This window comes from Nostoc sp. DedQUE08, from assembly GCF_034530895.1.
In the GTDB taxonomy this organism is placed as follows: Bacteria; Cyanobacteriota; Cyanobacteriia; order Cyanobacteriales; family Nostocaceae; genus Nostoc.
This window is the reverse complement of the sequence record NZ_JAVRCD010000017.1, coordinates 13,582-35,908: the sequence shown is the minus strand read 5'-3', so window position 1 is coordinate 35,908 and position 22,327 is coordinate 13,582. Positions and strand designations below refer to the sequence as shown.

Below are 22,327 nucleotides of genomic sequence, written 5' to 3'. Positions count from 1 at the left end.
ACGAATAATTACGAATTACCCAAAAAAGCCTCTAAATCTGCAAGCTCTTGTAAAATTAAATCCTCATCAACCTCCTGCTGAATAGGAGCAACATTTGCAGATACATTAACCTGCCAACCAAAAACCTGTTCCATTAAATAATCAACCAATTTTGTAATATTGGGAAAATCAAATATTAGAGAAGTAGGTAAAGAAACCTCCAATCCTTTTTCTAAACGATTCTTTAATTCTATAGAAAGTAAAGAATCAATTCCCATTTCTAAGAATCCTCGATCTGGATTAGGTATCTCCTTTATCCCTAAAATAGTAGCTACTTGTTTCCCAACGTATGTAAATAAATGTTCTCGACGTTCTCCTGGGGGAATCTCTTCTATCAAACGGCGCGAACTACTTGATTCTTTAATTGATTTAACATCAAGTTGGGTTTGTCCTAATTTATTTAAAAGAGGTTTATTACCATGAAATTGGTAAATGTTTTTGAACTGTACCCAATCTACATCAGCTAGTAAAATTTGCGTTTTTCCAGACCCCATTATCGCGGTCATCGCTGCCAAAGCTTTATTCAGAGGAATTTCTTTCATACCAATTTGTTTGAGCCAATCTTCATATTCTTGAGAAACTATGCCATTTCCAGCTAATAATGCCCAATTCAAACTAGTAGCAGGTAATCCTTGAAGATGACGTAAATGAGCTAATGCATCCATTAGATGATTAGCAGCATCGTATAAACCTTGCTCTTTGGCTCCCCAAATTGCACCTGCGGAAGAGAAAAATACAAAGTAGTCTAATTGCGTTGCTAAAGATAACTCGTGTAAATTCCAAGAACCGCGAACTTTAGCCTGAAAAACCTCTGCGAGATCGTCTAATGTACATTCGCTTAATCTAACTTTGCGTCCTGATACTCCGGCGAGATGGAAAATACCTCGTAGTGGATGAGATGTTTTTTGGATATTAGCAAAGATGCGGGACATTTGCTCAAAATCTCCAACATCTGCCTGACAAACTTCTACAGATGCTCCTCTTTGTTCTAAAGTTCTGAGATTTTGAATAATTTCTGCAAATTCGGTTTGTGACTCCCACTCAGATCGTGATGGAAATTGGCGGCGCGTAGTCAAAATCAAATTTTTCGCACCCAAATCAACTAGATGCTGGGCAAGTTGCAACCCTAGATGACCAATACCTCCTGTAATCAAATAGGTTGCTTGAGCTTGGATAGTGACTGGTTTTGTCGGTAGAGATTCTTGGGGAGAAAGACGCGCAACGTAAGCTTGACTGTTGCGGAAGAGAAGATGATCTTCCGTGACATTTGTCAATCCTGAGAGTAAAGCGGCAAGATTTTGAGCAATATCGGCGTGGGGGTCGAGGTCTATCATTCCCCCCCATAATTCTGGTTCTTCTAGCGCCATCACGCGCCCCAAAGCCCAAAGGGGAGATTGAGTAACAAAAGATGGCCGATCTAATTTAAAAGGTTGACCGCCTTGGGTGACGAGGAATAATTTAGGCGGTAATGGTATTTTTTTAATCGCCTGGAGAAGATTTAAGAAATTGCTACAGCGATGAAATAAAGTAGACTCATATTGCTGGCTTTCATCAGCATTTACAAGATAAATAATCCCACGCAAAGATGGAGATGAAGCTAACCATGTTTCTAGCTCAGAGCTATTTTTAGAATTAGCGATCGCACAATCACCACAATCTTTTATTAGTTGCTGTTGAATTGCTACAGCTAGATTATCGCTTTCATCGGTAAAAATTAGCCAATTACCCGAAATATCGCTAGTTCGATCGGTATTTTGGGCAACAATAATACTTTGCTGAAATAAAGGACTGCCAATTTTTTCGTCAGGAGAAATAAATTTAGCTTGAGCAAAGCCAGATTCTAAGAGGATAGATTGCCAAGTAGATGCTGTAATGATGGGATGGTCTGGGCGTAAATTGCGTAGCTTGCCGCCGTAGGCATCGCTAAACCGCCACCAACCTTGAGCCACACCAAATATCAAATCAATCCACCGCGACTGATTGGTAAGTTCTAGGAGTAATAAATGTCCTCCAGGACGCAGCAAACCTCGAATGTGGGGTAAGGTTTCTCTTTGTAAATCCTGCGTAGAATGCAATACATTTGCCGCAATAATCAAATCGTAAGAATTGGATGAAAAACCTTGAAGTTCGGGGTCTTTTTCTATATCCAAAACTTTGTATTCGATGAAGGAAAATTGAGCAAAAGTATCTCTAGCAGTTTCTAAAAAGAATGGCGAGATATCAGTAAATGTGTAAGTGATTTTACCAGAAGCGCAAGCTGGGAGGATTTGATGGGTAGTGGCTCCAGTTCCCGCACCAATTTCTAGAATTCTGATTGGTTCAAGTTGAGAATACTTGGCTAATAAAAGTTCAACAGTTTTAGAGATACCAAGGTTGATAACTTCTGCCCAAGATGTATCTTTATAAAACTCTGCGGCTCCAATTTGCCCATCTTGAGAAAATAAAATGGATAAAGGAGAAATTTTACCTGTAAGTATGGCTGCAAGATTGCCAGCAACTCGCCTAAACAGTGTTAATTCTACACGAGCATTTGGGTACTGAACAATCAAATCTTCTACTGTTAGAGCGGGAGCGGATTGTCGCGGTTCACTGATGATTTTCCAGTTAGAACCCTGTTTTTCTAAAATGCCTGTTTCTGCCAATATATTCAGGCAATGTTGCCACAGCAATCTATGCTCCTCTTTAATACCAGCTTGACGGAAACTGTTTTCTGAAGAGAAGATAGTATTGATTTGAAATAGTTGCAAATCTTTTAAAGCTTGCACAATAAAGTCTGCACTGAGTTTTTCCATCTCTGAAAAAGCTAGAGAAACTCCTGTAAATTGTGCGAATTTTATTTGTTCTCCCAAATAAGAATCTAAAGCAGTTTGAATTGTTTCTAGATTTTGTAATTTGCTAGCTGATAAAGCATAAGGCAACCATTCCAACTGGTAAAGTAAGTTTTCAAAATTAGAATTACCAGTGTCTTGATGATGTAGCTGAATTAATTGTTGAACAATTGTTGATAAAGTTTGTTTTTCACCTTCAGAATAATTGCCAGTTTCTAGTAAAGTCTGCATCAAGCTTTTTGTATCTTTTTGAGACAGCATCTTGACAACAGCAGATTCTTCTGAAATTGACACTTGAGTCTTTAAAGGAATCCAATGTCGGCGTTGCTGGAAAGGATAAGTTGGTAAAGCGCATCTTCGAGGTTGGTAATCTTTATCAATACCAAACCAATCGATATCTGCACCACGTACATAAAGTTTGCCAAGGCTTTCTAGTAGAACTTCCCAATTAGAAAATACTGAGCGTAAACTCGGTAATATTAGGGGGTCAGATAAAGATATTGATGACTGGATAATTCCTAATAAAATAGGTTGCGGGCCAATTTCAATAAAAGTATCACAACCTAAAGATTGCAGAGACAAAACTCCTTGATGAAATTGCACAGTATGCAACAAATGCTGAATCCAATACTCAGGAGTAACAATGCTGTCATCTGCAATTTCTCCTGTCAAGTTAGAGATGATGGTAATTTGAGGTTTGGCAAAGTCAATTTCTTGCAGAGTATTTTTAAATTCTTCGCATACGGGTGCGATTAGTGGTGAGTGAAAAGCATGAGAAACTTTGATTTGGCGAACTTTAATTCCTTCGTTGCTAAAGTGTTCGCAAAGGTGTTGAATAATTTTTTGTTCGCCGGAAATCACTGTATGTTGTTCGGCGTTGATGGCTGCGATCGCAATTTTTATTCCCTGATTTCTGCACAATTGGCGCACAGATTTTTCATCAAGAAAAATGGCTGCCATTGCTCCTTGCTCTGCGGGTAATTCCCCAATTAAATTTGCTCGATGTACGATTAGTTTTAAACCACTTTCAATATCAAAAACTCCTGCAAAACAAGCAGCAGCATATTCACCCAAACTGTGTCCTAAAACAGCAGTCGGCTGAATGCCCCAAGAACGCCATAATTGAGCCAGTGCTACTTCAACAACAAATAAAGCTGGTTGGGTATAAGATGTACGATTTAAAGCTGCATCGGAATTAGCAAATATAACTTGCAGTAAAGATTTACCAGTGAGTTCTTGATATATCGTTTCACATTGGTCTAAAGTTCGCCGGAAAGTTGGTTGAGTTTGATAGAGTTGATGAGCCATTCCCGGATATTGAGAACCTTGTCCTGTAAACAAGAAGGCAATTTTGGGAGGCTGCTTTTCATCAACTTGAGCGTGAATTACCGACTCTATATCTTGTTGTCCAAACTGATGCAATTTAGTGACAAAATCATCAATTTCAGAACCAGTTACCGCCAAACGATTCCTGAATTTAACTCGGCTAGTATTGGCTGTGAATGCGACATCACAGATATCGCTTTCGGGATGATTTTCGAGAAATTCTGCATAGCTTTTTGCTAAATCTCCCAAAGCTTGTTCGGTTCTGGCAGAGAGTGTGAGTAAATGCTGGGGACGTTTGATGTCATTGGGCTGGAGATTAATGGCGGGAGCTTCTTCCAACACGATATGAGCATTTACGCCACCAATTCCTAAAGAGTTAACCCCAGCGCGTCGAGGCAATTCTTTACCATCTTGTTGCTTTGCAGTCCAGGGGATGGCTGCGGTATTGACATAAAAAGGAGTCTTGGAAAAATCAATTTGGGGGTTGGGAGTATTGAAGTGTAGAGTCGGGGGAATAATTTGATGTTTGAGAGCTAGAGCAGCTTTGATAAGACCAACAATACCAGAAGCAATTTGCATGTGTCCGATATTTGTCTTCACAGACCCCAAAGCACACTCACCCTGATGTGCGGCGCTGTATGCTCTAGCCAAGGCATCGATTTCAATGGGGTCTCCGAGTTTTGTACCTGTGCCATGAGCTTCTACAAAGCCAATAGTATCAGCCTCGACTCCGGCAAAGGCTAGTGCTTCGGCTGCGACTGAAGTCTGACCTTCTCCTCCTGGAGCTGCAAATCCCAGTTTTGTGCCACCATCGTTATTGATAGCAGATCCTTTAATCACAGCGTAGATGCGATCGCTATCTGCTAGAGCATCTGTTAATCTCTTGAGTAAAACTACCCCAACGCCACTGCCAAAAATAGTACCATTGGCTTGGGCATCAAAGGCGCGACAATGCCCATCTGGAGAAACAATCAAACCTTCTTGATACAAATAACCGATCTTTTGGGGAGAGTTGACAGAAGCAGCTCCAGCTAAAGCCATGTCACTTTCACCATTGAGCAAACTTTGACAAGCCAGATGCACAACTACTAGTCCGGTGGAACAGGCTGTTTGGACGTTGACGCTAGGGCCACGCAGATTTAATTTATAAGAAATCCGCGTCGTCACATAGTCTTTATCGTTAGCCACCATTGTTTGGAACCCTCCCATCGAATCTAATGTGAAGGGTTGTAATTTGTCATTGCTATCTAATTGACCGCGATTTGGATAACAGTTATTGATAAAATAAGTGTTCATGCTTGCTCCAGCAAACATTCCGATCGCTCCCTGATATGAGATAGGATTGTAACCGGCGTTTTCTAAACACTCCCAGCTAGATTGGAGCAGTAAACGTTGCTGTGGGTCGAGCAATTCTGCTTCTCTGTCTGTGTATCCAAAGAAGTCGCTATCAAAACACTCTGCTTTATCAACAATTGGTCTGGCTTTGACATAATTAGGCTGCTGAAAAAGTTCAGGAGAAACTCCCGACTCTAGTAATTCTTCTTCTGAAAAGAAAGATATTGTTTCGACACCGTTTTTGAGATTTTCCCAGAAACTATCAATGTTGTTAGCTCCAGGAAATCGACCAGCCATGCCAATAATGGCAATATCATGAGTGTCATGATGACGCGAACGGTTTTCGGCACGTTTGCGACTTGTTTCTTCTATAGCTGTTGTGGAATTAGATTCTTCAGTTAAGAAATGAGCTAATGTGGCAACTGTAGAATTTTTAAACATTTCAGCTAGAGGTAGCTGGCGACCAAAAAGTTTTTCTAATTGATTTTGGACGCGAATTAGGTGTAGAGAATGACCTCCCAATTCAAAGAAGTTATCGTGTAACCCGACTGAAAAAAGTTGCAAAACTTCACACCAAACAGCTGCAATTTGGCATTCATTTTCAGACTGTGGTAAACTGGGGTTGTTTTGGCGATCGCTAGCTAAAGATTCATTGATTGCTTGGATGCGATCGGCAAATAATCCCTGTTCAAAATCTTTTTTTAATTTAGCTTTTTGAACTTTACCAATAGATGTTTTTGGAACTAACTCAGCCTCCAAGGGTATGACATAAGCAGGCGCAATTCCTACTTTCTGGGTTAAATGGCTGCGAATTTGTCTGACTAATTTTACTGAATGCTCAAGATTATTTGATTCTGGACTAAAAGTAATAACTAATAAATCTGTTTCTCTATTTTGGTCGAAAACTGCAAAAGCAGCCGTATATGAAATAGCTACACCATCTAATTCTTCTATCGTTGTTTCAATTTCATGGGCAAAATAGTTAATGCCGTTAATAATAATTTCTTGTTTTTCTCTACCAGTAATAACTAACTCACCATTGTGCAGATAACCTAAATCACCCGTAGTAAACCAACCTCTATCTTGAAAAACTTCTTGATTTAATTCGGGGTTATTATAATATCCTTCAGTCACAGAAGGGCCTTTAATCTGAAGTCGTCCAATTTCACCTTCTGGCAAAACATTCTTCTCTTGGTCAATAATCCGAATAATAGCTCCAGGAATCGGCTGTCCTAAAGATACAAAACTGTTCTCTTCTATCAGTTCATCTTTGCTTAAACCTGCTGACCAAGTAATTCCAGAACAAGATTCAGTCATCCCAAATGCTGGTTTAATTACTCTATCTCGCAATTGATGTTTTTCTAGAAGTTCTAAAAACAAGCGAATAGTTTTGACCGAAACTTGCTCTCCTGCATTCACTAAAAATTTGATTGAGGAGAGGTCATAGCAAGACTGGTTAAGTTCTTGGGCGTACTGATTAATTAAGGAGAATGCAAAGTTAGGGGCCCAAGAGATACTGACTTGATGCTTTTGAATCAAGTCTAACCATTTGAGTGGTTGACGCAGAATCAATTCAATTGGCACATGGATTTGATGACAAGCCAAATCCACAGCCATAATTCCTAAGAATACTATCGCCCCCACATGGTCTAAGGGCATCCAATTTAACGTAACTTCTTGTTGTGTAAAATTATTCATCCGCACTGTACCAGCGGACATGGATAAAAGGTTACGATGGTGCAACATCACACCCTTGGGTAGACCTGTACTACCAGAAGTAAATAGTAATAATGCCGGATCTAGTGGTGCAAGATGAGGTAATTCATCAGCCGAATGTTGGTTTGATGGAGATTGATGACTTCGTAAATCATCTATCGATACTACTTGCAATCCTTCTAAATTAGATTGAGTAGTTAGTTTTTCTATTTCGCTAATTAATTCACAATCGGATAATATAATAGGCCGATCTAAAATCTGCCAGACATTCTCAAGTTTTTTAACTGCGGCATTTTTTATATCGTAATTGGGAGCAATGCTCAGAGGTGCAGGAATAATTCCACCTAAAAAACAAGCCCAGAGTGCGGGAATAAAATCTTGACTTCTACCAATTTGCAATATAACTTTATCCCCTAATGTCAGTCCGTGCTGATAAAGTCCATCTAAAATAGTGAGGGCATCGTTATATAAATCTTTATAACTCTGAAAATATTCGGTTTCGTCATTTCTAATATATGTGATTCCTTGATTTTCACACTTGGCAGCATCATTCAATACTTCTGAAAGAGTCCGCCAGCTATCTTCTAATTGCCCACCAAAACTGATTGAATTTTTCAATATTCCTTCTTGCTCAGGTTTCTGAGGCGATTTTTCATGCAAATGAGTTTCGATGAGTTTCTTGGTTTGAGGGATATGCATATACTTTATTTTGGCAAGTGGTAGGTAATTACTTGACTCAATATTTGTGTCTTACTACTTTATATTTTTGTAAAGCTTGCATTCTCATTACTTGAAACTAGATTTTATCTGATTTTATCTATAGAAGTTTGTTTTTATAGGTTTATAAATAATTTGTAGGCAGTTATGGAAATCATCATAGTTATTTAAGTTATGTTACAAAAAATTGTTTATGGCAAAATTACTTATTAACCAAAACAAAGGCGCATTCATCCGAACAACATAAAATCTATGAATTAACTTACAGAATTAGCCGTTTGATACAAAAAAACTTTATAACTTTTATCATTAAATTTTTTAGAGATTTATCTACACAGGCTAACTTCTCATTTTACAACTTATGTAACTTAGCAGTACATAAATACTATATATGATTTGGGATTTTTTTGCTATTTAAGTTTAAATATAATCTCATTACCAAGATAAATATGCAATACCAATCAATTATTTTTCCTTAACTGTCTTAACTGTCTTAACTGTCTTAAATGTCTTAACTGTCTTAACTGTCTTAAATAGTTCGCAGGCAATCGATACAGAAATATCGATCGCAATTATCGTAGTTAAAATAACTGTTGTGTTAAACTTAGCTTGAGTAGAAGCATAGTTAGACTCAAAAGGAAAAACAACATAACTATATATCCTAGAGCGATCGCCAGCAATTTAATTAACCTGGTGTTAGTGGCTATGTAAGCTTTAGTAGATAGAGTATGCATAAATTTGCGATCGCTCGCTACTCAAAAAAAGTTTACAACTAAGCGAACTGTATACAATTCTATTCATACAAGCATTTTGGCTCTCAGCTGAATCCTAGTGTCAAAAATAGATGAAATTTTTCTAAATTACTTATTGTTTCCCAAACGCTTATGGTGTAAATTTAATCTCTATGGTTCTAGTATTTACTAGCTAGTTCTTCAAACACAATAGTTAATTAAGAATTTAATTAATAGGTAAATTCTACTCGACCAAAGAATAAGTTGAGTAATTTTTGCGTTATTAAGACTTAAAGCCAGTTTAGGATCGAAATATTATTACAGATTGTTTAACGTATAAATATTTTTTTGATATTAATAAAATTAATAATAATCGAAAAAAAATAATGATTTTTCCTTTTATTAATTCCAGTAAAACAATGACACCTTCTGTATTCAAACTAGAAGTTAATATTCTTAACCACCCATATAAACTAGATATAAACAATAATGAAGTAATACCGACAATATTTCCTTTATAAATATGCTCTAAATGCGCAACACAAATGTACGGAGAAGTTTATGGAAGTGATGGAATCACATCTTGTTTCAATAGATTACCAAATTAGACAACTGCGAGAAATCCAGCCAGTAACACCTTTAGTTAATGGGGTAATTCATAATACAATAGAATCTAGAGACAAGAAAACTGCTTTTATATATAGAGATTTACGCGATAAAATCTACAATTTAACTACTAATTCTCCGGTTAACAAGCTGGCTTTATATCTATCAGCTATTAAAATTTTAATATTTAAATATACTGCTCAAGAAGAGTTTGTTGTGGCAACGGGGGCTTTGAACCTAGACAAGTCTGATAGCTTGATATTCTCCCGATTTTCCAGACAACAATTTATTTCATTTAAGGATTTACTCAAAATAACTCGTAGTAATCTACAAGAAGGATACCATCATCAAAACTATGATGTAAACGCTCTTGTCGAAACATTTATTGCCAGAGGCGGAAATCCAGCAGCGATTTTTGATATTGCTCTGATTCAAGAGGGATTGTGTAGCCGCAGTTCTTTGTTAAACAACTTTCAATTAGTTTTTGAAATTGATGCTCAAGATACTTCTATTTCTGTAACTTTTCCAAAAGATGCTTTCGGTGGAGATTTTGTGCAGAGAATGCTGGGACATTTTCTCCAAATTCTAACAGTTGTTACGGCAAATCCCGATCGGAAATTATCAGAAATTGACATACTAACAACACAAGAACGCAGTCAATTACTGACATGGAATCATACAGAAATTCAATATCCTCAAGATAAATGTATCCATCAGCTATTTGAAGAGCAAGTAGAGCAAAATCCCGATGCAGTAGCGCTAGTATTTGAAAATCAGCAATTGACCTATCGGCAGTTAAATGAGCAAGCTAATCAGTTAGCACGCTACTTGCAAACACTAGGCGTAAAACCAGAGGTACTGGTAGGTATTTGCATAGAGCGTTCCCTAGAAATGGTAGTAGGACTGTTGGGGATTTTAAAAGCTGGGGGAGCATATGTGCCATTAGACCCTAGCTATCCAGCAGAACGTCTGGCTTACACGCTTCAAGATGCAGCAGTGCCAGTGTTGCTCGCTCAGAAGTCGCTGTTAACGGCGATACCAAAAAATCAGGCAATTGTGGTGTGTTTAGACACAGATTGGGAAGTAATTAATTCTTGCAGTCGGGAGAATCTAGTTAGTGGTGTCCAGCCAAATAACTTGGCTTATGTAATTTACACTTCTGGGTCTACAGGAAAACCTAAGGGTGTATTAGTTAATCACCAAAATGTGACTCGTTTATTTGCCGCTACTCAGTCTTGGTATCACTTTTGTGCAAGTGATGTGTTTACACTATTCCATTCAATTGCCTTCGACTTTTCGGTTTGGGAGCTCTGGAGTGCTTTGCTGTATGGTGGACGTTTGGCGATCGTCCCCTACTGGGTAAGCCGCGATTCCTCAGCTTTTCACAACTTGCTGCGCCAAGAGCAAGTCACGGTTCTCAACCAAACGCCATCTGCTTTTCGCCAACTGATCCGGGTGGAAGAACTGGCAGAAAATCAAGAATCGAAACTCAGTTTACGCCTAGCGATCTTCGGTGGCGAAGCTCTGGAGCCGCAAAGCTTAAAGCCCTGGTTTGAGCGATATGGCGATCGCTCTCCCCAATTAGTAAATATGTACGGGATCACCGAAACAACCGTCCATGTTACCTATCGACCACTGACAATAGCAGATGTTAACAATAGCAAGAGCCTGATTGGTTCCCCGATTCCCGATTTGCAATTGTACATTCTAGATGAACAGCTAAAACCTGTACCTATCGGGATCGCAGGTGAGATGTATGTTGGTGGTGGTGGGTTGGCTCGCGGCTATCTAAATCGTCCAGAACTGACAGCAGAGCGGTTCATTACTAATCCGTTTAGCGACGAACCAGAGGCAAGGTTATACAAAACCGGCGACCTAGCCCGCTATTTAGAAAATGGAGACATTGAATATCTCGATCGCATCGATAATCAAGTTAAAATTCGCGGTTTCCGCATCGAATTGGGAGAAATTGAAGCTGCACTGCTAAAACATCCAGAGGTGCGGGAGGCAGTGGCGATCGCCCGAACTGACCAACCAGGAGACAAGCGCCTAGTAGCTTATATAGTTGCCAAACCCTCAAATCAAGCATTTGAGAACCAATCCCATAGCGAACAAATATCACAATGGCAACAAGTATTTAACGATACTTATCGCCAAAATGCTCCCAGTCAAGACTCAACGTTCAATATTATCGGCTGGAACGACAGCTACACAGGTCTACCCATTCCTCAAGAACAAATGGGTCAATGGTTGGACTCTACTGTTGAGCGGATTCTGGCTTTGCAGCCCAAGCGGGTGCTGGAAATTGGTAGCGGTACGGGGATGCTGCTGTTTAGGATTGCTCCCCAATGTTCGCGCTACTGTGGCACTGACATTTCCGACAATGCTATCCGTTATGTGCAGATGGAAATGCAGAAAACTGGCAGCCCTTGGTCGCAGGTGCAGCTAATCAACAAACCAGCCCACGACTTTGAGGGTTTTGAAGCCAAAACATTTGATGCAGTTATCCTCAACTCAGTTGTTCAGTATTTTCCCAGCATTGATTATCTGGTAAGTGTCTTAGAAGGTGCAGTGAAAATGGTAGCGCCAGGGGGCTTTATCTTTGTGGGGGATGTGCGTAGTCTACCCTTACTGTCAGCTTTCCATGCCGATGTCATCCTGTACCAGACATCCCAAGAGCTACCTACAGAAGATTGGTGGCAGCGCGTACAAAAAAATCTCCAAGAAGACCAAGAACTGGTAATTGACCCGGTCTTCTTTAATGTTCTGGTGCAACATCTGCCGCAAATCAGCCAAGTCCAAATTCAGCTCAAACGAGGTCGCGATCGCAATGAGCTAACACGGTTCCGCTATGATGTTATTCTCCATGTAGGAGACAGGGTTTCTCCCTCAATCGAGCCTCAGTGTTGGGACTGGCAGCAAGATGAGTTGACATTATCCTCGGTTCGCCAACTTTTACTAGAGACACCAGAGATTGCGATCGTCAAAAATGTTCCCAATGCACGTCTTTGGCAACAAGTCAAGCTCTTAGAACTACTGGCAAGGGATGAGAAACCAGCCACAGTCGGCGGTCTACTCCAAAACTTAGAAGCTCTCACCCAGCAAGAAGGGATAGAACCTGAAGACTTTTGGAGCTTGAGTGAGGAGTTACCTTACAGCATCGACATTAGCTGGTCGGATACGGGGACAAATGATTGTTATGATGTTGTGTTTAGCAGGCGATCGCTAGGGCTAATATCTCATGGAATACTACCTCTACTTAAGGAAACGCCCCAACTCAAACCCTGGAATCACTATGCTAATAATCCTTTGCAGGGTAAATTAACTCGCCAGCTAGTCCCACGGCTACGCAGTTTCCTCAAACAGTCTCTTCCCGACTACATGATTCCCTCCGCCTTTGTAACGTTGGAGGCACTACCCCTAACATCCAACGGCAAAGTTGACCGCCGCGCTCTACCAGCACCCCAAACAACTAGAGCCGACTTGGAAAAAGCTTTTGTCGCACCTCGAACTCTAGAAGAGCAGGTACTAGCCGACATTTGGGCTGAGATTCTCGGTCTGGAACGAGTTGGTATCCACGACAACTTCTTTGTCTTAGGCGGCGATTCCATCCGCAGTATTCAAGTTTTAGCCCTAGCAAAAGAAAGAGGTTTGCACTTCTCAGTTCAACAGATGTTTTTACATCAGACGATTTACGAACTGACGCAAAACCTCGCCACAGCAAAGACTAGTAATAGAATCACAGAAAAAGTCCAGCCGTTGGCTCTGGTCTCTGAACAAGACCGCCTCAAGTTACCCGACAATATTGAAGATGCTTATCCGCTTGCTAGACTTCAGATGGGGATGTTGTTTCACAGCGAGTACAGTCCTGGTTCTGCTGTCTATCACAACGTCAACAGTTTTCATCTGCGAGTTGTTTTCGACGAATCAAAATGGCGGATAGCTGTACAAGAACTTGTTGCTAATCATTCTGTACTGCGGACTTTCTTCGATGTCAGCAACTTCAGTGAACCGTTGCAGTTAGTTAGGCGCATAGTTCGTGTTCCTTTGGTAGTAGAGGATCTGCGCCATTTATCTGCCCCTGACCAAGAAAGTATTTTGAATGCTTGGTTTGCAGCCGAAAGAAAACAAAATTTTCGTTTAGATAGTCCTCCTCTATTACGCTTTCATATTCATCGCCGCAGCGATGAGACATTTCAGCTAACTTTGATCGAACACCACGCCATTCTCGACGGATGGAGTGTAGGCTTACTATTCACTGAGTTACTGCAAAGATATTTATCCTTATTAGGTGAAGAAATTTTACCTCTCAATCCACCAAGAGCGATCGCATTCCGAGACTTTATTGCTTTGGAGCAAAAAGCTCTCAATTCCCCAGAGTGCCGACAACATTGGTTGGAAAAACTTAACGGTATTACTATTACACAGTTACCTCGTTGGCCTCAATCTTACCACTCACATGAACCTGAATTAGGTACATTGGGTACTCAAGAAGTAACCTTATCTCTAACAGATTCTCAAGCTTTAAAACAGGTAGCAAATAAAGCAAAAGTTACCCTCAAAAGCGTACTTTTAGCCGCACATCTGAAAGTGTTAAGTGTGCTTTTCGATCGGTCTGATGTCTTAACAGGTATGGTATCTAATGGTAGACCAGAGGAAGCTGATGGAGAGCGAGTATTGGGACTTTTTCTGAATACTTTGCCATTGCGTTTACAACTCTTGGGAGGCACTTGGATAGACTTGATGCAAGAGACATTCAAGGCTGAACGAGAATCCCTACCTTTCCGACGATATCCCTTAGCTGATTTGCAGTGGAATTTGGGCGGTCAGCCTTTATTTGAAACATCGTTTAACTTTACCCATTTTCACGTTTACCAAAGTATCTTAGGGCTGCCAGGTCTACAGGTATTAGATAGCAAATTTCTCGGAAAAACAAACTTCACTCTGGGAGTCCACTTTACTTTGGATCTCGTCTCGTCCCAGATACATTTAACCCTAAAATACAATGCCAGCGAGTTGTGCCAAGAACAGGCGATCGCCATTGGCAATTATTACACTAGCACCCTGGCGGCAATAGCTAGTGACCCTTCACAACCCTATGAATCTTTCACTTTACATCTTCTAGAACAAGACAAAACTGCAATATTTCATGCTCAACCAAGCCAGATTCCACTACAACAAATTGAGTTGAATACTAATGCAGCTTTGCAAAGCAATATTTTAGCAAGTCAAGAGCATAAAAAACATCTAGATTACTGGCGACAGCAACTTAACGATGGACAACTACCCCGCGTTCACTTACCTACAGATTTCCGCCGTCCTTCTATAAAAACATTGAATGTTTCTCGTTTAAACTGGACATTCCAACCAGAAATTGTCTCTGGTTTACGAATGATTTGCAATCAAACAGAAACTACTTTATTTATGGGACTTGTGGCAGCAGTAAAAATATTACTTTATCGCTACAGTGGTCAGCACGATATTGCTATTGGTACAGAAATTACCACTCGCAATAATTATCAACTTGCATCTCCCAGCCAATTTTTGAATACAGTTGTTATCCGTGACGAAATCGAACCAGATCGAGGATATCAAAATCTGCTAATTAAAGTTCGTCAAACTGTTACCGAGGCATTTGAACATTCTGCTTATCCGTTTGATATTTTGGTAAAAAAACTGGCAAATTCCAGTGAAATTAACCGCACACCATTGTTCGATGTGTTGGTACTTCTGCAAAACATTAATCAACCTGTAGAAGAAGTAGAGATACAATCCCTGGATTCGTTAAATTCTCCAAGCAAATTTGACCTCTCTTTTGTTTTTCTTGAACAGAACAACGAACTCAGTTTAGCTCTAATTTACAACACAGATATATTCCAAGCTGAGAGAATACAACAAGCCCTAAGACATTTGGATAAACTACTTCTAGAAATGGTAGTGAATCCCAGCCAAACAGTTTGTAAAATTCCTCTTTTGTCAGCTGCAGAAACATCTTTTATCGAAAACTTTATCAAACCAATTACTCGTTTAGAAACACGCACAGTTATCCATGATTTTATCGACCAAGTAAAAGCCTTGCCAGATAAAACATCAATTATTTATCCGGGTGGAGAATTTAGTTATCTAGAATTAGATATACTTACTAACTCTTGGGCTAACATCTTTAAAGATTTAGGCATTCAAAAGGATATTATTTGTGGCGTAATGCTTGAAGGAGATTACCGTCAAGTATTAGCAATGCTAGCAGTATTTAAAGCTGGGGGAATTTATTTACCTCTGCGTTTGGATGAACCAGAAGAACGTTATTCACGTATGATGGTTAAAACATCCCCCACCATGATAGTGGTCGATCGCGAAAATTTAGAGACTATCAAACTTCGACTAGCAGTATTACCAAAACCCCCTCATATATTAGTCGCAACTGCCCATGAAATTCAGCAATACTATCAGTGGAATGGCACAATTTATCAATGCTTGCCTGTAGTTGCAAGTAACGATCGAAAAGCTTTAGTTATACCTGATGCTGATGATTCTAACTATATTATGTTCACTTCCGGGTCAACCGGTGAACCCAAAGCTATACTTGGTAGTCATGGCAGTTTACGCCATTTCATAAACTGGGAAAAACTAGAATTTGGAATTAATCAAAATTGGCGCTGTCTGCAAATTGCAAAAATTAACTTTGATGCTTACCTTAGAGAAACTCTTGTCACTTTATGTTCTGGAGGTACTCTCTATATTCCAGATAGCATAGACCGCGAAGATTCGGAGCGTTTATTACTGAGATTGGGAGAATGGCAAATTAACTTACTACATACTGTACCTTCAGTAATGCGCCTATTTTTAAATATTGGTCGCAATTTAGCTAATGCTAACCAATTGCTTAAGAATTTACGAGTTTTGGTGTTGGGAGGAGAACCTTTATTTGTCAAAGAATTGTGCGAATGGCATCAAGTTTTTGGTTCTCAGACAGAATTTGTAAATATTTATGGGGCAAGTGAAACCACTTTTGTCAAACATTTTTATCGAATTCCCGACCCGAATAAAATCACTTATGCCAGAGTTCCTGGAGGGAAAACATTGCCAGAGGCGGCGTTTTCAATCATTGATGGAACTCGTCCCTGTGCTGTCGGAGAAGTAGGAGAAATCTTTGTCAAGTCGCCTTATTTAACAAAAGGCTATTACCAAGATGAAAGTTTAACCAATTCTGTTTTTGTACCCAATCCTTTGAATAACGGCGTTGATGTAGTTTACCGCACAGGAGACTTGGGACGACTGCTACCCGATTTGACGGTGGAGGTGATAGGACGCAGCGATAACCAAGTGAAGTTGAATGGAGTACGGATTGAGTTGGGAGAAATTGAAGATGCACTGGCTGCTATTGATGGTGTAGAAAAAGCACTGGTAATTGCAGAGAAAAAAGAAGAATCGGTGACAGTCATTGCATTTTATCAAGCAAAAAACGCTGTAAATCATCAACAGATCGGCAGCCAATTGAAACAAGTGTTACCGATTTATATGCAGCCAACTTATTTGATGCAGTTGGCTGACTTTCCATTATTGCCAAATGGCAAAATCAATCGCCTAGCACTACTAAAAACAGAAGTAAATATTCTTCAAACAAACAATCAAATTACTAACCTTAATCAACAAGAGGCTTTATTAGCTTCAATTTGGAGTGAATTATTAGAGGTAGAGGTGAGTGACGCGAATCAGTCATTTTTTGAATTAGGAGGAAATAGTTTAAAAGCAATGCGCTTAGTGTCGCATATCCGCAATCGCTTTGGAGTTGCACTGCGATTACGAGAAATATTTACTCAAAATACTTTAAAAGCTCAAGCTGATTTGATTCAATCACGACAAAAAAAATGATAAAGTCACTACCGAATCAACAATATTACGAAGTATCCCACGCTCAAAGGCGGATGTGGATTCTGCACCATATAGATGAATATTCCAGCGCTTACAATATTAGGCTGGCAATGAGAATCAATGGCAGCTTAGATATTTCGGCATTTACAGAAGCTTTTCAACAACTTGTGAGTCGTCACGAAATTTTGCGAACTAGTTTTACAAGTGTCGCAGGTGACATTCAGCAAATTTTGCATGAAAAATTGCCTACAGAAAAATTAATAAATTTTCAAGATTTAAGAGGGCAAAAAGATGTTGAAGCCGTAGCTGATACCTTAATTCAAGAATCAGCTAACTCGCGCTTTGATTTAGAGAAGTTACCTCTGATGCGAGTTTTATTAGTGCAGATCGAGTCAGAGGAATTTTTGTTTGGTTTGACCATACATCATATTATTGGGGATGCGCGATCGCTCGATATCCTTTTCCAAGAGTTTGTTACTTTATACTCTGCTTACACGCAGCAAAAAACTCCCGTCTTACCTCCATTACCATTGCAATATAAGGATTATGCTGCATGGCAAAATCAGTGGTTAGAAAGTGAGGAGGTAAAAGAACAACATAGTTATTGGTGCGATCGCTTTGCCGAACAACCACCTATACTTAACTTATCTCCCGACTTTCCTAGACCGCAATTTAAATCTTCTCAAGCTGGTGTATATACTTATAATTTCAGTCAAAATATCGGCGATAAATTACGCTCTTTTGCTGCTGGGAATAATACAACTCTATTTATAACTCTCTTAACTTTATTTAAAATATTACTCTACCGTTACACAGGGCAGCATGATTTAGTCATTGGTATACCTATTTCTGGACGCAATCATCCAGACCTAGAAAACCAAATCGGATTTTATGTTAACACCCTAGCTTTAAGAACTTCACTCCCAGAAGCGGGAACTTTTAAACAAGCATTGGCAGAAGTAACAAATACTTGCCTCGATGCTTATGAATATAGTGATTATCCTTTTAATAAATTAGTATCTGCCCTGGATTTAGAACGAGATTTATCACGAAATCCTTTATTCGATGTGATGTTTTCACTGCTTAGTAAAGATAGTAAAGCAGTGATGAAAATTCCGGGAATTGAACATCAAGCATACCCCCTAAAACCACGAACGGCTCAATTCGATTTGAGTTGGAGTCTGTTTGAAGATGCCAACGATTTAAGATTGGTCATAGAATACGAAGCCGATCTGTTTCGAGAAGAGACGATCGCCAGAATGAGCGGTCACTTTTTACAAATAATTCAGGCAGTCGTTGAGAATCCTGATTGCCAATTGTCACATATTAATTTACTAACTCCTGAAGAACGCTATGAATTACTAACTCAATGGAATAACACAGAAGTTGCATATCCTCAAGATAAATGTATCCATCAGCTATTTGAAGAACAAGTAAAACTTAACCCTGATGCAGTTGCGGTAATATTTGAAGGTCAAAAATTAACCTACCAACAGTTGAATGAGCGAGCAAATAAATTAGCTCATTATTTGCGAGAAAAAGGCGTAGAACCAGAAGTATTGGTTGGAATTTTTGTTGAGCGTTCCCTGGAGATGGTAATAGGAATATTAGGGATTTTAAAAGCAGGAGGAGCTTATGTACCTCTAGATCCTAGCTATCCAGCCGAACGTTTAGCTTATATGCTCTCAGATTCGGCAGTTTCTATATTGCTTACCCAGCAGTCCTTAATAGATTCTTTACCAGAAAATCAAGCCGAGGTGCTGTGTTTAGATAGTGATTGGCAGGTAATTGCTAACTATAGTCAGCAGAATCCCATCAGTCAAGTGACATGGGAAAATTTAGTTTATGTCATTTATACCTCTGGCTCGACAGGTAAGCCAAAGGGAGTAATGAATATCCATCAAGGCATTTGTAATAATTTATTGCGGACGATTAATGCTTATCCACTCACAACAAGCGATCGCATCTTACAAATAACTCCCTTTAGTTTTGATGTTTCAGTCTGGGAAATCTTCTGGTCTTTAATAGCTGGGGCTACTTTAGTAGTAGCTAAACCTGAAGGTCATAAAGATACTACTTATTTGATTAACTTAATTGCCCAAGAACAAGTTAGTCAAATCAATTTTGTTCCCTCAATGCTGCGGGTTTTTATTCAAGAATCAAATTTAGAAAATTGCCGTTGTTTAAAGCGAGTATTTTGTGGCGGAGAAGCACTATCTTATGAACTAACTCAACGCTTTTTTGAGCAGTTTGATTGTGAATTGTACAATTTTTACGGGCCAACAGAAACAGCAGTTGATGCCACTTTCTGGCAGTGTACGCCACAGTCTAATTATCAAATACTTCCTATTGGTCGCCCCATTGCCAATACCCAAATTTATATCCTCGATTCTCATCTCCAACTAATTCCTGTTGGCATTCCTGGAGAATTGCATATTGGAGGCGCTTCTTTAGCTAGAGGCTATCTCAACCGACCAGAATTAACTACCCAAAAATTTATTTCTAATCCCTTTGGTAATGGCAAATTGTATAAAACTGGAGATTTAGCTCGTTATTTACCAGATGGAAATATTGAATATCTTGGTCGGATCGATAACCAGGTCAAGCTGCGCGGCTTACGTATTGAATTAGGAGAAATAGAATCGGTTTTAGAAACTAATTCCCAAGTAGAACAAACAGTCGTCATTCTGCATGAAAACCAATGGTTAGTAGCTTATGTAGTTAGAAAAGACCAGTCATTAACCCCTAGCGATCTGCGTCGTTTCTTACAGCATAAATTGCCAGCTTACATGATACCTTCAGCTTTTGTAATGTTGTCAGCTATGCCATTAAACCCGAATGGCAAGATAGACCGTAAAAAATTACCAAAACCCGATGAAACATCGATAGTAGAATCACCATATTTAGCTCCACGCAATCGCTCAGAAAGCATTTTAGCAAACATTTGGCAACAAGTTCTGCAAGTATCAAAGGTAGGAGTAAATGATAACTTCTTTGATATAGGTGGTCATTCATTACAAGCCATGAATCTGATGGCACTAATTTATCAAGAACTGGAAATTGACATTCCTTTGTCAATAATTTATGAAAAACCTACGGTAGCAGAATTGAGCGAGTATATCATCTACCTCAAAGAGATGAATATCCAACCTAAAGAACGTCCTTATGTAGTTTTCAATAAAGCACGAGAAAAAGCGATTTTTATATTTCCCCCAGCCCTTGGTTTTGCAGCAGCTTACGCGAATTTAGCTGATTATTTAACAAATTATGCTATCTATACTTTCAGATATATTGCCGATGAAGCAACTTTAGAAAAATATGCAGAATTAATAGATAGCCTAGCACCAAATCAAGATATAAAATTGATGGGACATTCAGCAGGTGGTTTTTTGGCAATGTTGATGGCTCAAAAGTTAGAAAGTCGCGATCGTATAGTTTCTGATGTGATTTTATTAGATACTTACAGAGACGGTCGTGAAGCTAAACAAGCCCAAATGTCAGAAATCATAGAAGGTGTTGATGGTTTCTTATTAAATCCCAAACGTCAGGAATTAAGACGTTACTTTATGGATAACCAAAAGTTACGCGATCGCACCTACAATCAAGTTTGGGAATACTTTAATTTTCTCTGGCATTCAGACCTAAAAAATTTGCAAATTGACGGAAATATTCATCTTATACGTGCTGAGGGAAACTACGATTACGAAGATGATTGGATACAAGCTACAAGAGGAGAACGAATCAATCATTATGCCTATGGGGTTCATCGAGAGATGATCGATCCTCCTTATCTCAATCAAAACGCCACTATTATTAATGCGATTCTCACTTAGAATTGAGAATTTGGAATTTACAAGATTCAGTGATTCTGGAGTGGTGTTTTAAGCAAAAACCTTAACGCCTGAATTAGGTTTTAATCAGACTTTGCACCTATTTCAATCACCTCACTGCATATATGCAGTTTATTGAAAGAGTTTTTCCAACTATAAAATTTAGGACTAAAACAACAGATGAGTAAAGTAAGAGTTAATAACGAATGGGACGCTCTCGAAGAAATTATCGTTGGGCGTGCCACCAATGCACGTATTGCCTGTCGAGATCGAGGTTTGTTTGCAGTCGAATATAGAGATTATGGCAGCATTGAAAACATTCCCTCTGGTCAGTATAGCGATCGCATCATCGAAGAAACTGAAGAAGACCTTGACGAACTCGTGCGTACACTTCAAACCCTCAATGTAGTTGTTCAGCGTCCTGATGTAGTAGATCATTCTATTAAATTTCGTACCCCCGATTGGGAATCAGACGGTCAATACAATTACTGTCCCAGAGACCTATTTGTTACAGTAGGAACATGGATTATCGAAGCGCCAATGACGCTACGAGCAAGATTTTTTGAAACTCTTTCATTTAAATCTATCTTGATGGATTATTTGCAGAGCGGAGCTAGATGGATATCAGCCCCAAAGCCCAGACTCGCTGATGAAATTTATAATATTCACGATCCTAACTGTTCAGCAATCAAAGACCATGAGCCTCTATTCGATGCAGCAAACATATTACGGTTAGGGAAAGATATTTTCTATCTAATTTCAGATACGGGGAACCGTTCTGGAGCATTCTGGCTGCAAACTATATTAGGCGAAGAGTATAGGGTGCATACTTATGACAACGTTTATAGTGGCAGTCATGTAGACACCACCATCGCTGTAATTCGGCCTGGTTTAGTTGTAGTGAATGCTGAACGAGTTGGCGAACAAAATCTGCCCGAACTGTTCAAGAGTTGGGATGTAATCTACCTGACAGAAGTCGTTGATATTGGTTATACAACAACATCCTATGCTTCTAAATGGATTGGTATCAACCTCCTGATGGTAAATCCAAATCTGGCGATCGTTGATAAATCACAAACTCCACTGATCGAACAGCTTGAGAAACGCGGTGTTGATGTTGTACAGCTCCAACTCAGACACGCAAGAACCTTGGGAGGAGGGTTTCATTGTGTAACGTTGGATGTGCGACGAAAAGGCTCATTGGAAAGCTATTGTAATGCTTAAAAATTGCATTATGAACCCGATCTAATGCAATTGTTAGTAAAAAACATACCTTAAACAATAGATATATCTATAGAATGCGTAAGTCTAAATAAAGGAGTTTAGC

At 39.3% G+C, this 22,327-nt stretch carries 4 protein-coding genes; 3 read left to right on the top strand and 1 reads right to left on the bottom strand.

Annotated features, from left to right (window positions below):
• Positions 1-8: 8 nt before the first annotated feature.
• On the bottom strand, positions 9-7,943 hold the full coding sequence (locus tag RMY64_RS13690) for a type I polyketide synthase (protein ID WP_322700295.1): 7,935 nt from the start codon (positions 7,941-7,943) through the stop codon (positions 9-11).
• Positions 7,944-9,262: 1,319 nt separating this feature from the next.
• Here RMY64_RS13690 and RMY64_RS13685 point away from each other — a divergent pair.
• From RMY64_RS13685 to RMY64_RS13675, 3 genes are all read left to right on the top strand, one after another.
• Positions 9,263-17,170 carry a non-ribosomal peptide synthetase gene (locus RMY64_RS13685; RefSeq protein ID WP_322700294.1) on the top strand — a complete coding sequence of 2,636 codons (7,908 nt, stop codon included), beginning with the start codon at positions 9,263-9,265 and terminating at the stop codon, positions 17,168-17,170.
• Complete coding sequence (locus RMY64_RS13680) at positions 17,167-21,003, top strand: amino acid adenylation domain-containing protein (protein WP_322700293.1); 3,837 nt, start codon at positions 17,167-17,169, stop codon at positions 21,001-21,003. Before RMY64_RS13685 ends, RMY64_RS13680 begins: the two co-directional genes overlap by 4 nt.
• A gap of 177 nt (positions 21,004-21,180) precedes the next feature.
• A complete protein-coding gene (locus RMY64_RS13675; RefSeq protein ID WP_322685937.1) occupies positions 21,181-22,224 on the top strand; it encodes an inosamine-phosphate amidinotransferase 1 in 1,044 nt (347 codons plus the stop codon).
• Positions 22,225-22,327 lie beyond the last annotated feature (103 nt).